Annotated in this window: 17 protein-coding genes; 4 read left to right on the forward strand and 13 right to left on the reverse strand. The window is 64.1% G+C overall.

The annotated features are described in order from the left end of the window. The first annotated feature begins 3 nt into the window (after positions 1-3). Complete coding sequence (locus ATE71_RS08270; RefSeq protein ID WP_082665146.1) at positions 4-1,698, forward strand: DUF1963 domain-containing protein; 1,695 nt, start codon at positions 4-6, stop codon at positions 1,696-1,698. 217 nt (positions 1,699-1,915) lie between these two features. Here ATE71_RS08270 and ATE71_RS08275 read toward each other — a convergent pair whose 3' ends face one another. The 3 genes from ATE71_RS08275 to nadC form a co-directional block, all read right to left on the reverse strand. Then, on the reverse strand, positions 1,916-2,140 hold the full coding sequence (locus ATE71_RS08275; RefSeq protein WP_058803001.1) for a hypothetical protein: 225 nt from the start codon (positions 2,138-2,140) through the stop codon (positions 1,916-1,918). A gap of 96 nt (positions 2,141-2,236) precedes the next feature. Then, positions 2,237-2,959 (reverse strand): ribonuclease T2 family protein, encoded by a 723-nt coding sequence (locus tag ATE71_RS08280; protein ID WP_058803002.1) that lies wholly within the window; start codon positions 2,957-2,959, stop codon positions 2,237-2,239. Then, entirely contained in the window at positions 2,946-3,794 is an 849-nt protein-coding gene (gene nadC / locus ATE71_RS08285) for a carboxylating nicotinate-nucleotide diphosphorylase (protein ID WP_058803003.1), read from the reverse strand. The genes ATE71_RS08280 and nadC overlap by 14 nt, the downstream gene beginning before the upstream one ends. Before the next feature lie 105 nt (positions 3,795-3,899). On the opposite strand from nadC, the gene ATE71_RS08290 reads away from it, so the two are divergent. Next, positions 3,900-5,036 (forward strand): NAD(P)H-dependent flavin oxidoreductase, encoded by a 1,137-nt coding sequence (locus ATE71_RS08290; RefSeq protein ID WP_058803004.1) that lies wholly within the window; start codon positions 3,900-3,902, stop codon positions 5,034-5,036. Positions 5,037-5,072: 36 nt separating this feature from the next. Here ATE71_RS08290 and ATE71_RS08295 read toward each other — a convergent pair whose 3' ends face one another. Continuing rightward, complete coding sequence (locus ATE71_RS08295; RefSeq protein WP_058803005.1) at positions 5,073-5,519, reverse strand: peptidylprolyl isomerase; 447 nt, start codon at positions 5,517-5,519, stop codon at positions 5,073-5,075. Positions 5,520-5,674: 155 nt separating this feature from the next. On the opposite strand from ATE71_RS08295, the gene mgtE reads away from it, so the two are divergent. Both mgtE and ATE71_RS08305 read left to right on the forward strand, forming a co-directional pair. Continuing rightward, on the forward strand, positions 5,675-7,120 hold the full coding sequence (gene mgtE, locus ATE71_RS08300) for a magnesium transporter (protein ID WP_152998701.1): 1,446 nt from the start codon (positions 5,675-5,677) through the stop codon (positions 7,118-7,120). A gap of 221 nt (positions 7,121-7,341) precedes the next feature. Beyond that, entirely contained in the window at positions 7,342-7,470 is a 129-nt protein-coding gene (locus tag ATE71_RS08305; RefSeq protein ID WP_058803006.1) for an entericidin A/B family lipoprotein, read from the forward strand. A gap of 16 nt (positions 7,471-7,486) precedes the next feature. Here ATE71_RS08305 and tatC read toward each other — a convergent pair whose 3' ends face one another. From tatC to ATE71_RS08350, 9 genes are all read right to left on the reverse strand, one after another. Further along, a complete protein-coding gene (tatC, locus tag ATE71_RS08310) occupies positions 7,487-8,296 on the reverse strand; it encodes a twin-arginine translocase subunit TatC (RefSeq protein ID WP_058803007.1) in 810 nt (269 codons plus the stop codon). Beyond that, the gene (gene tatB, locus ATE71_RS08315; RefSeq protein ID WP_058803008.1) at positions 8,293-8,664 is read right to left on the reverse strand and encodes a Sec-independent protein translocase protein TatB; all 372 of its coding nucleotides are present in this window, start codon (positions 8,662-8,664) and stop codon (positions 8,293-8,295) included. Before tatB ends, tatC begins: the two co-directional genes overlap by 4 nt. 32 nt (positions 8,665-8,696) lie before the next feature. After that, positions 8,697-8,927: a twin-arginine translocase TatA/TatE family subunit gene (locus tag ATE71_RS08320; protein ID WP_058803009.1), complete on the reverse strand. Its 231-nt coding sequence runs from the start codon at positions 8,925-8,927 to the stop codon at positions 8,697-8,699. A 69-nt stretch (positions 8,928-8,996) separates the two neighbouring features. Beyond that, positions 8,997-9,590 carry an SMC-Scp complex subunit ScpB gene (gene scpB, locus ATE71_RS08325; protein ID WP_058803010.1) on the reverse strand — a complete coding sequence of 198 codons (594 nt, stop codon included), beginning with the start codon at positions 9,588-9,590 and terminating at the stop codon, positions 8,997-8,999. Further along, positions 9,587-10,360, reverse strand: coding sequence for a segregation and condensation protein A (locus ATE71_RS08330; RefSeq protein ID WP_058803011.1), 774 nt, complete (start codon positions 10,358-10,360; stop codon positions 9,587-9,589). The genes scpB and ATE71_RS08330 overlap by 4 nt, the downstream gene beginning before the upstream one ends. Positions 10,361-10,366: 6 nt before the next feature. After that, complete coding sequence (nagZ, locus tag ATE71_RS08335; RefSeq protein ID WP_058803012.1) at positions 10,367-11,377, reverse strand: beta-N-acetylhexosaminidase; 1,011 nt, start codon at positions 11,375-11,377, stop codon at positions 10,367-10,369. Between the two features lie 108 nt (positions 11,378-11,485). Beyond that, entirely contained in the window at positions 11,486-12,256 is a 771-nt protein-coding gene (locus ATE71_RS08340; RefSeq protein ID WP_058803013.1) for an SPOR domain-containing protein, read from the reverse strand. Beyond that, positions 12,256-13,983 (reverse strand): arginine--tRNA ligase, encoded by a 1,728-nt coding sequence (gene argS, locus ATE71_RS08345; protein WP_058803014.1) that lies wholly within the window; start codon positions 13,981-13,983, stop codon positions 12,256-12,258. The genes ATE71_RS08340 and argS overlap by 1 nt, the downstream gene beginning before the upstream one ends. A gap of 133 nt (positions 13,984-14,116) precedes the next feature. After that, positions 14,117-14,791: a hypothetical protein gene (locus tag ATE71_RS08350; protein WP_058803130.1), complete on the reverse strand. Its 675-nt coding sequence runs from the start codon at positions 14,789-14,791 to the stop codon at positions 14,117-14,119. Positions 14,792-14,912: the final 121 nt, after the last annotated feature.

The following is a 14,912-nucleotide window of genomic DNA, read 5'->3' on the forward strand; positions in this document are numbered from 1 at the left end:
GCTGTGATCTGGTATGGCCTGTTGTTTGCATCAGTGGCCTTTTTGTTGATGCGCTATCACCAGCGCCGTTCGAAAGGCACGATGTCGATCGACACGGACGCTGCTTCTCCATCCCCCGTTCGCAAACGCGATTTTCGTGAACTGGCGCGCGCCGAAGAGGTAAAATCGACCTCGCCGCAACCCGAATCGGCCAGTGTGGCGAAGGCGCGCACGTCGCGGCCGAGCGGCATATCAGAGAGCGTTTCTGCGGTATTACGCCGACAGGTGCCGCCGCGCGACGAACGGCCACGTTCGTGGTTGGGCGGCCTACCAATGCTTCCGGAAGGGGTGGAATGGCCCCTTGGCGTGAATCCGGAAAATCGCGGCGCCGGCGAAGTGCCGCTGCACTTCATCGCTCAAGTCTGTTGCGCTGATCTTCCCGCGGAGCTGTGGGGAGGTTTGGGGCCACGTGAAGGTTGGTTGCTTCTTTTCGTCAACGGAAACTCCAGCGACCATGACGACATGGGCGCGTGGCGAGTTTTACACGTTCCCGAGCTGGGCGAGGAACGTCAGCCGCCAGTGGGAATTGGTCCCATCCACGATGGAACCTACACCGGCAGCACGGAATGGACGCTACGTGAATCGGTTTATCCACGCTGGCCGGTCGATGTGGTGTGCGTGCCGAACGAACTGAGGATCGAGGAAGGGCGGTCGCTTGCCGCGCCTAAGGATTTCGCATCGATCCTCTACGAGGGGCAGCCCGTTGCGTCGGAAAGTCGCACCCACCTGAAGGTCGAACCTTTCACATGGCGATGCTTGGTCGAGGCTCTCGACAAAACGCTCGCTGACCTCCGGAAACCGCTGCCACCACAGTCCGAACGCTACGGGCAGCAAATGCGCCAGAAGCTTAACGAACCGGGCGCGTTCGAGGACATTGTTCCAGCACTCGAACGGCACGAAGCAGAATTCTGGGAAAAATATGGAGCGATGCTCAACGAACCTGAGCCGTTCGATCTCGATCCCAAGGAACGGGAACGGCGAGCCAACATGCGTGCAAATGCCGACAGACGAGCCGCCAGAATCCGAGAGGTCGAAGCTCTCCTAGCCGCCAACCCGACGCCCGCTGCCCTGATAGAACGACTTGAACACGAGCAAAGTGAGGGCTGGCGCGCGCAGGCCGCTGACCACCTCGAAAGCTATCGCTCCACTATCGCGCACGACGCTCTCGACGATCCGATAACGACCGATGACATGGAAAAGACCAAGCAGGTGCTGGGCGATCCCGATCGGGAAATCTGGGCGCTTGGCTGGGGGTACACCGAAGGTAAAGGACTTCCGGTGACGGTAGAGCGGCGTAAGCTGTCCGTTGTAGAGCAGCTGAATCGTAATATTCCGACTGCCTCTATAGCCGTCGCCACCCGCTATTATTTTGACCCAATCAAACGCAATCTGATTCCTGCCCCAGTGGTCGCGGCGCTCGAGGCTGGCTGGCGACAACTATCCGAAAATCGTCCGCATCGGATGGGCGGTTATCACGATGGCCTGCAATCCGATGCCCAACCCGGCCCGGCAGACAAATTGTTGCTGATGCAGTTCGCCACCGACTATCCTATGCACTGGCTGTGGGGCGATTGCGGGGCAGTCTATTGCTTCATTCGCCCCGGCGATCTGGAAGCGCGTGCCTGGGACCGCGCAGAGTTTCACCTCGAATGTCACTAGGCCGCATGAGGAGCGTGTGCGAAACGCTGGTTTCTTCGACATATTCCCCGAACAGGCCTTAGGAACAGGCGCCGCCGGTCGCTAGCCGACGAACCTCTTGTCGCGTTCGTGTCGAGCGAAGCCGCGACACCCATCGACGTCAAGCCTAGCCCGAGAGGCATCTCGGCTTCGGCCGAAGTTCATCCTGAGCGGCCGCCTTCGGTCGAAACTTGCCGCTTCAGATCAAGAACATCATCGTCGCGGTAAAGAAGATCGCGAAACTCTGGAGGAACAGCCGGAAATCATTGTTCGAAAAAATGGTCGCCGGTTCGCGGTGCGCCGCCAGCGCCGTGCGCAACTCGCCCTGCCAATTTTCGGGCGCGTTCAGCCGCGCGATCGTCAACTGCCGGGCGCCATGCTCACGGATAAGACGGCGAATATCGATATGATCGTCCGAGTCCATGCCCGGCAAGCTAGGAACTTCTTAACGGCGCGGTAAGGTTAAAAGATCGTTAACATTTGTCCCGTGCCAAAGCGGGACGTTGGCGGGCCCCCAATGTCAGCCGCCCGCCATCGGTCGCACGCGCACCGCCATTCGGTCGGCCGCCCCCGCTTGGAACGGCTTGCACCGCTGCGGCCGCATCCGGGGACCAAGGCACAGCCGCACTTCCTTCAGCCACCCCTGCCGGTCGGTCGACACCGCGATCATCGGTTCCGAAATTCCGCGATTGGCGGCGGCGAAGGCACGGCGGATGCCACCTGCGGTCTGCGGCCTCGCCGCCAGCGCCTTCATATCGGGAAAGCGCACCGCGCCGAACAATATCGCCGCCGAACGGAAATAGGCGGCCGGGTTCGGGCTCATGCACGTCCCATGTTTCGCCCATTCATGCTGCAACAGCTGCGCCGAGGGGGTCATGCACATATGTTTGCGCAGCACCGGCTGCGGGACGATCCTGGCCGGACGGCACCATTGCGGATAGCCGGGATTGTCGGTTTCGGGCCACAGCCCGTGCAACACCCAGCCGAACCGTCCGCTCTCGCCCGAACATTGGAAGCGGTCGCGCGCGCCCTTCGGATCGCGCACCCCGGCGCAATGCTGCGGCGACCAGCTCATCGCCAGCAGATAGCCCGTCGTCTTCGGATTGCGCACCGGTTCGCCGCGCTTCGGCTGTTCGATCCGCGGCACCGATATGCGGTCAGGGACCGAACAGGCCAGCGCCTGCGCCCCGGCCGCGACCGGCATCAGCGCCAGCGGCAGCGCCGCTACGCTAAGCCAGCGCAAAGTCGAGCCCGATGTCCGCCGCCGGCGCCGACTGGGTCAGCCGCCCGACCGACACATAGGTGACGCCGGTCGCGCCGATCTCGCGGATCGTGTCGAGCCGGACCCCGCCCGACGCCTCGGTCGGCACCTTGCCGTCCACCAGCGCGACGCACTGGCGCAGCTCGCCCAGGTCCATATTGTCGAGCAGCAGGTGCGTCGCGCCCGCGGCGAGTGCGGGTTCGACCTGCGCCACGCTGTCGACTTCGACGATGATGTCGGCGATTCCCGCCGCAACCGCCCGCCGCACCGCTTCCTCGACCGATCCGGCGACCGCGGCATGATTGTCCTTAATCATCGCCGCGTCCCACAGGCCCATGCGGTGATTCTTCGCGCCGCCCATGCGCGTCGCATATTTTTCCAACACGCGCAGGCCCGGGATCGTCTTGCGCGTGTCGAGCAGCGTCGCGCCGGTTCCCGCGAGCGCATCGACATATTGGCGCGTCATCGTCGCGATGCCCGACAAATGCTGCACCGTGTTGAGCGCCGACCGCTCGGCGGTCAGCATCGCGCGCGCGTTGCCCGACAGGCGCATCAGGTCGCTGCCCGCGGCAACTTCGGCGCCTTCCTCGACCAATATCTCGATCGCCATGGCAGGATCGAGCGCGCGAAAGAAACGTTCCGCGATCGGCAGACCGGCAACGATGATCGCATCGCGGCTGTCCATCACCCCGCCAAAGCGCGCATCGGCGGGGATAGTCGCCATCGACGTGATGTCGCCCCCCGCTCCCAGATCCTCCGCCAAAGTGGCGCGGACAAAGGCATCGAGATCGAAATCGGGCAGGGAAAACTGGGTCATGCACCCTGCGATAATCGGCTGGCCCGGCAAATCAACTTGACGTTTACGTAAACTAGCGCTGACATGCACGCCACACGGCAACTTAGCCAACATCGGAGAGGCCCTATGCAATCCCCTATCTGCGCGATGCTCGGCATCGAATTCCCCCTTCTCGCCTTCTCGCACTGCCGCGACGTCGTCGTCGCCGTGTCGAAGGCGGGCGGCATGGGCGTCTTCGGCGCCGCCGCGCTGCCGCCCGAACGGCTCGAAGAGGAACTGGCGTGGATCGACGAACATATCGGCGGTCGCCCCTATGGCGTCGACCTGATCGTCCCCAACAGTTTCGCCGGCAAGGGCGACGCGCCCTCGCCCGGCGCGGCGAAAGTGCCGGACACCCACCTGCAATTCGCCGCGGACCTGCTCGGGAAATTCGACGTCGATGCCGCCGGGCTCGAAGCCGCGATGGAGACACGCCAGAGCTTTGGCGATAATATGCACGCGGATGGCGCGGCAAGGCTGCTCGAAGTCGCCTTCCGCCATCCGATCAAGCTGATCGCCAACGCACTCGGCGTCCCGCCGCCGCTGATGCTCGAACTCGGCAAGCGCCACAATGTCCCCGTGGCGGCGCTCGTCGGCACGCGCGACCATGCGCTGGCGCAGGTTCGCGCGGGCGTCGACATCCTCGTCGTCGCGGGCGGCGAAGCGGGCGGCCACTGCGGCGAAGTCGCGACAATGGTGCTCGTTCCCGAAGTCGCCGCGGCGGTCGAAGCCGTCGGCGCGAACACCCCGATCCTCGCCGCGGGGGGGATCGTCACCGGGCGCCAGATGGCGGCGGCGATGGCGATGGGCGCACATGGCGCCTGGTGCGGATCGGTGTGGCTCACCACTGCCGAGGCCGAGACCAACCCGGTCGTGAAGGAAAAGATGCTCGCCGCATCGGCGCGCGACACGGTACGATCGAAAAGCCGCACCGGCAAACCGTCGCGCCAGCTCCGTTCGCCCTGGACCGATGCGTGGGAGGCCGAAGGCGCGCCCAAACCGTTACCGATGCCGCTCCAATCGCTGGTCAGCGAACCCGCGCTGCGCAAGGTCGATAAACTGTCCGAAGGCGGCCACGAAGGCGCCAAGGCGCTCGCAACCTATTGGGTCGGCCAGGGCGTCGGCCTGATGAACGAGACGATGGGGGCCGGTCAGGTCGTGCAAGCGTTCAAGGAGGACTGGGTCGCCGCTTGCGAGCGACTCAATGGCTTCATCGGCGACTAGAAAAAAATCCCCGCCGAAGCGGGGATTTTCATAAAATCAGCTGACGGTCGCCTTGACGATCTTGCCGGGTTCGCGGGGGGGCTCGCCCTTGGGCAGCGCGTCGACATTTTCCATGCCTTCGGTCACTTCGCCCCAAACCGTATACTGGTTGTCGAGGAAACGTGCGTCTTCGAAGCAGATGAAGAACTGGCTGTTCGCGCTGTTCGGATTCTGCGCCCGCGCCATCGAACAAACGCCACGGACATGCGGCTCGCTGCTGAATTCCTGCGGCAGGTCGGGAAGCTGGCTACCGCCCATGCCGGTGCCCGTCGGATCGCCGCCCTGCGCCATGAAGCCGGGAATCACGCGGTGGAAAACGACGCCGTCGTAGAAACCTTCTTTCGCCAGCGACGTGATGCGCTCGACATGCTGCGGCGCAAGGTCGGGACGAAGGCGGATGACGACATCGCCGGTCGACAGCGAAAGCGTAAGGGTTTCGGACATGATGAACTCCTGTGGTCTGTGTTGGCGGTCCCATAGCGGGGGTCGCCGCCAATGCCACGCATTAAATCGCAAAACGCCGTTCGCGGCGTTGCCTTCGGCGGGCCGCAGCACTAGGGGAAAGCTCGGACGCCGCAAAAGCCAGGGAGGACCGCGCGATGGACAAACGCGAAGAATCCCTGCCGCCCGAAAACGCGGGGGTCATCGAAGATCGCGAGCTGCTGCCGCGCGAAACCGAGACCGAACTCGACGAGGATGACCGGCTGAAGCCCGAATTCGTCCGCGACGTGATCGACCTCGCCGAGGCGGGCGAAGGCGAAGCCGCGCGCGAACGCGTCGGACGCCTCCATCCCGCCGACATCGCCGACCTGTTCGAACTGGCGCGCACCGACGAACGCCCGATGCTCGCGGCCGTCCTCGGCGACATGTTGTCCGCCGACGTGCTCGCTGAAATGAACGATTATGTTCGCGAGGAATTAATCGATCTTCTGGCGCCCGAACAGGTCGCCGAGCTCGCCTCCGAACTCGATACCGACGACGCGGTTGCGATTATCGAGGATATGGAGGCGGACGAGCGGCAAGCTGTCCTCCAGGCGATGGAGCCCGAAGATCGCGCCGCGATCGAGGACGCCCTTTCCTTCCCGGAGGAATCGGCCGGACGCCTGATGCAGCGCGACCTCGTTGCGGTGCCCGAGCATGTGACGGTCGGCGACGTCATCGATCGCCTCCGCGAAGACACCGATCTCGCCAGTGATTTCTGGGAAATCTTCGTCGTCGATCCGATGCACAAGCCGGTCGGCACCTGTCAGCTAAGCTGGATCCTGCGGACGCCGCGCGATATCGCGATCAGCGACGTGATGAAGCGCGAACAGACGCTGATCCCCATCGACATGGATCAGGAAGAGGTCGCGCTGCGCTTCCAGAAATATGCGCTGATTTCGGCCGCGGTCGTCGATAAGGACGGCCGACTGGTCGGAATGATCACGGTCGACGACATCGTCCACATCATCCAGGAAGAGGCGGGCGAGGATATATTGCGCCTGTCGGGCGCCGGCGACGGCGACATCAACGAACCGATCCGCGAAACTTACAGCGCGCGCGTCCGCTGGCTGGTCGCCAATCTGGGTACCGCGCTGGTGGCGTCGTCGATCGTCGGTTTCTTCGGCGGCGCGATCGAACATATGGTCGCGCTCGCGGCATTGATGCCCATCGTCGCCGGGGTCGGCGGAAACGCCGGCACACAGACGCTCGCGGTGACCGTCCGCGCGCTGGCGATGAACCAGCTGACTGATTCGAACAGCTGGCGCGCGATCTGGCGCGAAATGAAGATCGCGCTGCTGAATGGTGGCACGATTGCCCTCATCGCGGGCACGGCGACGGCGCTATGGTTCGGCAATCCGCAGCTCGGCGTGGTGATCGCCGCAGCGATGATCGTGAACATCTTCGTCGCGGGCGTTGCCGGGGTCGCGATCCCGCTCCTGCTCGACCGGCTCGATCAGGATCCCGCGGTGGCGAGTTCGATTTTCGTCACGATGACCACCGATTCCATGGGTTTTCTCGCCTTCCTGGGGCTGGCGGTGCTCAGCGGGCTGACCTCCCTCTAAGGCCAAGCCGCTGGAATCCAAACGATTCAAAAATATCTGAAAAAAATTTCATCGCTGCGATTTTTCTCGGGAACTTATCTCGCCGCTTGGTCGTTTCCCATTCGAGCAGCGGTCATCGCCCCCCCGCAGCGCTGCTCAGCAACATTGGCCCGGCCCGCATTCCCTCCCCCCCCTCGAAGCGCGCCGGGCCATTTTGCAACTTATCCTGAGAGGTTGGTAATATGACGAGCTTCCGTGCAATTTTCCTCGCCCTGCTGGCAAGCGTTCTGGTCACTGGTTGCAACACGGTGAAGGGTGCTGGCCGCGATATCGAATCCGTCGGCCAGGCAGGCAGCGACGCCATCAACTGATCTTGTGTAACTTACCCTAAGCCTCTTCGAGAGGCTCGACAGGCGCCTCTTCGGCGCCTGTTTTGCGTCGGCGCTGGGTAAACCAGATCGCAAAGATCGAAATCTCGTAGAGCAGGATCAACGGCACCGCGAGCAGGAACTGGCTCAGGATATCGGGCGGCGTAGCAACCGCCGCGATCGCAAAGGCCGCAACGATCATATAGCGGCGCGCCGAAATCAACTGGTCGCGGCTGACGAGGCCCGCACGCTCGATAAGCATCAGAAGGATCGGCAACAGGAACGCAATCCCGAACGCCATGATGAACTGCATGGTGAAATCGAGGTAATTGCCGACCGATGGCAGCGCTTCTTGCGTCACTCCGCCGACATTGCCCTGAAAACCGAGCAGGAAGCGCAGCGCCAGCGGGATCGTGATGAAATAGGCAAAGCTGGCGCCGATCGCGAACAAGAGCGGAGTCGCGAACAGAAAAGGCAGCAACGCCCGCTTTTCCTGACGATAGAGGCCGGGCGCGACGAATTTCCAGAGCTGGTTCGCAATCACCGGAAAAGCGATCATCATCGACGCAAAGAAGGCTACCTTCACCTCGACGAAAAACGCCTCGAACAGCTGCGTATAAATCAGCTTGCCCTGCCCCGCCGCGATCAGCGGCTGAACGAGGATCGCAAAGATCGGGCGCGCGAAATAAAAGCAGACACCGAATGCCAGCGCGACCGCTAGCAGCGACTTGAGCAGGCGCGACCGCAGTTCGATCAGATGATCGAGAAGCGGCATCTTGCCGCCCCCGCCATCCTCGTCGGCCGGTTTCGCGGGCACGTCTTCGCTCATGGCAACGGTCCGTCGCGCGGCGGGATCTCATGCGTCTCGGGCTTTTCCGCCGCCGCTTGCGGCTCCGGCGCCTCGTCGGCCTTTTCGGCTTTCACGGGTGTCGAGGCCGCGACGGCGTCGGTCCCGTCGATGCGAGGAAATTCGCGCATGATCGCTTCGTTTTGCTCGCGCCACTGCTTCTCGAGCTCTTCCAGCTCGGCTTCGCGCATCATGGTGTCGAGTCCGGCACGAAAGTGTCGCGCCATGCCGCGCGCCTTGCCCATCCATTTGCCGACGAAACGCATCGCCTTGGGCAGGTCCTTGGGGCCGATGACGACCAAGGCCACCACCACGACGAGCAACAACTCGGTGGGCGCGACATCAAACATTTAAAAGCTCAATCCCCGCAGGCGGCCGGAAATCAGCGGTTCTCGGTTTCCGCGGTCGGGGTCGGCGCCGGTGCGTCGGGTACGCGCTGGCCTTCGATCTGCTTGGGCGCCGGGGTCGGCGCATCATCGTCGGCCATGCCCTTCTTGAAGCTTTTGATGCCTTTGGCGACGTCGCCCATCATGTCCGAAAAGCGACCCTTGCCGAACAGCAGCAGGACCAGAATCCCGACGATCAGCCAGTGCCAGATGCTCAAACCACCCATCTCAAATCTCCTTGAGCCGCCCATATAGGGGGAAGCCCCGCCGAATGCACGATACGATTGAAAAAAACGTCAGGCTTCTTCGCCGTCTTTGACCAGGTCCAGTTCGCCCATCGCCTCTTCGAAAGCCAGATCGACCGGATCGAGCAGGCCTGCGGCGCGCAGATCTTCGATACCCGGCAAATCCTTGCGGCTGCTAAGCCCGAAATGCTGCAAAAATGCGTCGGTGGTCTTATAGATCAGTGGACGTCCGGGCACCTCGCGCCGCCCCGCGGGGGCAATCCATTCGGCTTCCATCAGCACGTCGAGCGTGCCTTTCGAAGTCTGCACCCCGCGGATTGCTTCGATCTCCGCGCGGCTCACCGGTTCATGATAGGCGACGATAGCTAATACCTCTGCAGCCGCACGCGACAATTTGCGCGGATCATCGCGTTCGCGGCGCAGCAGATGCGCCAGGTCGGCGGGCGTCTGGAAATGCCAGTGACCGCCGCGCTCGACCAATTCGATCCCGCTCCCCGCGTGCCGCGCCGCAATAGTCTGGATGATCGTCCGCACCTCTCCCGGCGTCATTTCGTCACCGAGGCGGTTCGCCACTTGGCGCGCGTCGAGCGGTTCGTCGCTCGCGAACAGCATCGCCTCTATTGCGCGTTCCAGGTCGTCGATCATGCTTGTGCGGCTTTCAGGTAAAGGGGTTCGAACGCGCCGTCCTGCCTCAAGTCGACGCGGCCCTGCCGCGCCAGCTCGAGCGCGGCGACAAAACTCGACGCAATTGCCGAACGGCGCAGCGGGCCGTCATAATCGGCCGGTAGGAAATCGGACAGTTCGGCCCAGTCGAGCTTTACCCCCAGCATTCGCTGGAGGTGATGAAGCGCCGCGTCGAGCGTGACGACCGGACGCCGCGAGACCATATGGACGACCGGTTCGTTGCGCAGCTTGACCTGCCCATAGGCCGACAGGAGATCGTACAGGCTGGCATCCCACCGCCGCACCCGAACGTCGCGCAGACCCTCTGGCTTTGCGCGCAGGAACACGTCGCGGCCGATACGATCGCGCGCCAGCAGGCGTGCCGCTGCCTCGCGCATCGCCGCCAGCCGCTGCAAGCGCAGTTGCAGGCGCAGCGCCAACTCGTCGGGGGATGGGTCCTCGAGCGGGTCCTTCGGAAGCAGGAGCGCCGATTTGAGGTAGGCGAGCCACGCCGCCATCACCAGATAATCGGCCGCCACCTCCAGCTTCAGTTCGCGCGCTTCGGCGATGAAGGTCAGATATTGCTCGACGAGGGCAAGGATCGATATCTGCTTGAGGTCGACCTTTTGGCTTCGCGCCAGCGCGAGCAGCAGGTCGAGCGGGCCTTCCCAGCTTTCGAGCGACAGCTGCAGGGCATCATCGCGTTCGGGGACCGCCACCGTCGTTTCAAAGGCGAGCGGCAGTTCGTCCATCGCGCGTCAGGCAGTCGCGAGCAACGCGTCGCGCTGATCGACCAGCGAAGCAAAGGCCCGGTGGTGATCGCCCGCCCCGGCGATCCGGTCCATCGCGCCTTCCAGCCGCGCCAACGACACGGTGCTGATCGGGTCGAGCGCATTGGCGATACCCACCATATCGTCCATCTTGCCCCAACAATTGAGCGCGATGTCGCATCCGGCGGCGACCGCATCGGCGGCGCGCGAGGGCACGTCTCCCGAAAGCGCCTCCATATCGAGGTCGTCGCTCAGCAGCAGGCCGTGAAAACCGATGCGCTGGCGGATCACGCTGTCGATGATAATCGGCGACAGCGTCGCCGGCCGGTCGGCATCCCAGGCAGTAAAGACAACGTGACAGGTCATTGCCATCGCCGCGTCGCGCAGCGCCGCGAAGGGCGCCAGATCGGTCTGGAGATCGCGGTCGAGCGCCGTGACGACCGGCAGTTCTTTGTGCGAATCGAGCAAGGCCCGCCCGTGTCCGGGGATATGCTTGACGATACCGACGACGCCGCCATCCTGCAGCCCGCCTAGGATCGCGCGGCCGAGCGCCGCAACGCGCATCGGTTCGCTGCCGAGAGCGCGATCGCCGATGACGTCGCTCGAACCCGGCTGGCGGACGTCGAGCAGCGGCAGGCAATCGACCGTAATTCCGACCTCGGACAGCATCGCCGCGAGCGCCATGGCATTGAGCCGCGCCGCCTCGATCGCACTCGCCGGCGCACGCTCGTACAGCGCGTCGAACGCCGCGCCGCTCGGGAAAGCGGGCCATTCGGGCGATTTCATGCGCGCCACACGCCCGCCCTCCTGGTCGATCAGGATCGGCAGGTTCGCGCGCCCGTCAAGGCTGCGGAGTTCGTCGGTCAAGCGACGCAGCTGTTCGCGATTTTCGATATTGCGCCCGAACAGGATATAGCCCGCAGGGTCGCTGTCGCGAAAGAAAGCGCGCTCGTCGTCGGTGAGGGTCAGGCCCGACAGGCCGAAAATAGCCGGTATCATCGTGCGTCAATCTCCATCGATCGCCGCCCCCTCACACGGCAATCAGGATCGGCAACATGCCATAACGGTGGCGTTGTACCAACGGAGTCTGCGGCCAAGCGGGCCGAATCAGCGGACGACGACGCAATTTTCACCGGCGACGCGCAATTTTCCGCACAAATTCGATGCGTTGGCGGCCGTTCCTGCCGATACGCGCAAACGATAAACGGTCGCGTTGCCGACCTTGGCGGGCGACACCGACTTGTTGAGCTCCGCCAGATAGGCGAAACGCTTCGACAAATTGGTCCATGCCTTGGCCGCCGCCGCATCGCTGCTGAAGGCGCCGAGCTGGATCATCGCGCCGCCCGATGCGGGTTCGGCCTTTTCCGCCGTGCCGGGCGTCTTGACCGAGGTCGCCGCCGGCGCGCCCTTGCCCTTGTCGGCGGGCGCAGATTTTGCCGCCTTCGCGGCCGCAGCCTTGTCGGCGGCGGCTTTCTTCGCCGCCGCTTCGCGCTCCTGCGGGGTCACCGCGGGCTCTTCGGGCATGCGCGTCGGATCGACCTTGCCCGCGGGTTCGGCGCCTTCGCTGGCCGAGAAGCTGGCATCGCCCTCCCCCTCGAAGGTTTTTGCACCGTCGGTCTTCGGCGCCACCTTATAATCGCCTTGCTGGGCGGCGATCAGTTCGCCCTTGCCCCGCGCGCCGCCATTCTGGATCCACCACAGCCCGCCGAGCACCGCGCCGATCAGCAGCAATCCGCCGAGTACCATGATCAGCAGTCGCGCGGGCGACACCTCGCCATCATCCTCATAACCATCGGCGGCTTCGAGCCAAGGCAGGCGGTCTTCCTCATCGAGCCCCAGCCCTGCTTCGCCCTGCCCCGCGTCCTTCCCCTCGGCCATCAATTCATCTCCTCGATCGCCTCAACCCCCATCAGGGACAGCCCGTTGCGGATAACCTGCCCGATTCCGTCAGCCAAATAAAGGCGCGTCGCGGTCAATTCGGGATCATTGTCGAGCACGATCCGAAGGCCCGGGTCATCGTTACCCAGATTGTACCAGGCGTGGAACGCCGCCGCGACGTCCGCAAGGTAGAATGCAATGCGGTGCGGTTCACGCGCCGATGCCGCCGCCTCGACGATCCGCGGGAATTGCGCGAGCAATTTCACCAGTCCCAGCTCATGGGCGTTCAGCCGTGCGGGCGCAGGTGCCGGCAATGCGATCCCCGCATCGGCGGCCTTCTTACGCAGTCGCGAAATACGGGCGTTGGCATATTGCAGATACCAGACGGGGTTGTCGCGCGATGCCTCGACCACCTTCGCGAAATCGAAATCCATCTGCGCGTCGGCCTTGCGCGTCAGCATGGTGAAGCGCACCGCATCCTTGCCGACTTCGTCGACCACATCGGCGAGGGTGACGAAATTGCCCGCGCGCTTCGACATCTTGAAAGGCTCGCCATTTTTGAGCAACCGGACCATTTGCACCAGTTTGACGTCGAAACGCGTCTTGCCCCCGGTCAGCGCCGCCACCGCGGCCTTGATCCGCTTGACCGTGCCCGCATGGTCGGCGCCCCAGATGTCGATCAGCTCGTCGGCATTCTGGCTCTTCTGGAAATGATAGGCGAGGTCGGCGCCGAAATAGGTCCAGCTGCCGTCCGATTTCTTGATCGGGCGGTCCTGATCGTCGCCGAATTTTGTCGAGCGGAACAGCGGCAGCTCGACGGGCTCCCAATCCTCGGGCGTCTCGCCCTTCGGCGCTTCCAGCTGGCCGTCATAGACCAGATCATGCTCGCGCAGCCATTTTTCGGCGGCGGCGGGTTTACCCTCCGCCTGCAATTCGGCTTCCGACGAGAAGAGGTCGTGATGGATGCCGAGCTTGGCAAGGTCGGCGCGGATCATGTCCATCATCGCGCTGACGGCTTCGGCGCGAAACAGGCCCAGCCACGCGCTTTCGGGCGCGCCGACGAAACGGTCGCCATATTCGGTTGCCAGCCTGGCCGCGACCGGGATCAGATAGTCGCCGGGGTAGAGGCCTTCGGGGATCGCGCCAATGTCTTCGCCAAGCGCCTCGCGGTACCGCATGTGAACCGAGCGGGCGAGCACATCGACCTGCGCCCCGGCGTCGTTGACATAATATTCGCGGATCACCTCGTGCCCCGCATATTCGAGCAGCGCGGCCAGCGCATCGCCGACCACGGCGCCGCGGCAATGGCCGACGTGCATCGGCCCCGTCGGGTTCGCCGAGACATATTCGACGTTGACGCGCCGCCCCTGCCCCATCGCCGAGCGGCCATAATCGGCGCCTTCGCTGAAGATCAGCGCCAGTTCGTCGCGCCAGCTGTCATCGGCAAGGCGCAGGTTGATGAAGCCGGGACCAGCGACGCTGGCCTCGGTCACCTCGTCGAGCGCCCCCAGTTCGGCGACAAGCAGCTCGGCGAGCGCGCGCGGGTTCATTCCCGCGGGCTTTGCGAGCACCATCGCGGCATTGGTCGCGACGTCGCCATGCGCGGGATCGCGCGGCGGCTCGACGCTGATCGCCGAACGGTCGAGACCGTCAGGCAGGGCGTCGCGCGCGGCGAGCGCATCGAGCGCGGCGCCGATATAGTCGGAAAAGCGGCTGAACAGGGTCACGGGACGGGCCTATCATCGATCAGAGAAAGTCTTGCGCGCCCTATAACAGCTTGGCGCACGCGAAAAGCCCTGCGTCACCGGGCGGCGCGCAGGGCATAGCCAAGCGAACGGCGCCGCAGCGCCGCCGCACATCCTATCGTCGGACGTTATATTCGAGCTGCTCCTGCGTCAGCTGGAAGCCGACAAGCAGCTCGAAACTGGCGCGCTGCACCGCCGCGCGGACTTCGGGAAGGCTCAGCGGGTCAACCGCCGCGTCCTGGTCGCCCGCCTTGCGCCGGCGGGTGATCCGTTCACGAATGTCGGCGGGCAGCGTCGCCGCGGCACGGTCGACATAGGCCGATGCCTGCGCGCGGCCGGTGCCGCGCACCTGCCCCTCGGGGAAAGTCACCGTCACATTGCCGAGCCGCTTGGCGACGACCGCAGTGCCGCCCTGCAGGACGGTCGCATAATAGGGAAGCGTGATCGTGCGCGCCGGACCGGCATCGCGGCGCGTCGCGACGACGTCGAAATCGACGAGCTGGTACACCTTCTCTCCGCCGCTGTCGTTGCACTGGGGCACCACATTGGTCATCGCGGCCACAACATCGATCGCATGCGCGTCGCGGCTGGTCGCCGGGTCGAACAAGGTGATGTCGCCGGTATGGAGCGGCACCGCTACGGCCGGGCAGGCGCTACGCGTGGCGGTAATGCCGACCCCGCCGTTGACGTCGATTTCATTGTCCTTTGCGCAGCCCGCCACCGTCGCCACGGCCGCCGTGCCGCACAGCACGGTCAGGAATTTACGGGACGGAAGCGAAATGGGCATCATGATAATCGGGCTTTCCAAACAGGCGCATCGACAGGCGTCGGGACAATGATCCCGCTTCATGCGCGCCGCTTCTTATCGGTGCGATGAACAAGGCGCAACACAGACGAAGTCGCTTTACCCC

Source organism: Sphingopyxis sp. H115 (genome assembly GCF_001468465.1).
In the GTDB taxonomy this organism is placed as follows: Bacteria; Pseudomonadota; Alphaproteobacteria; order Sphingomonadales; family Sphingomonadaceae; genus Sphingopyxis.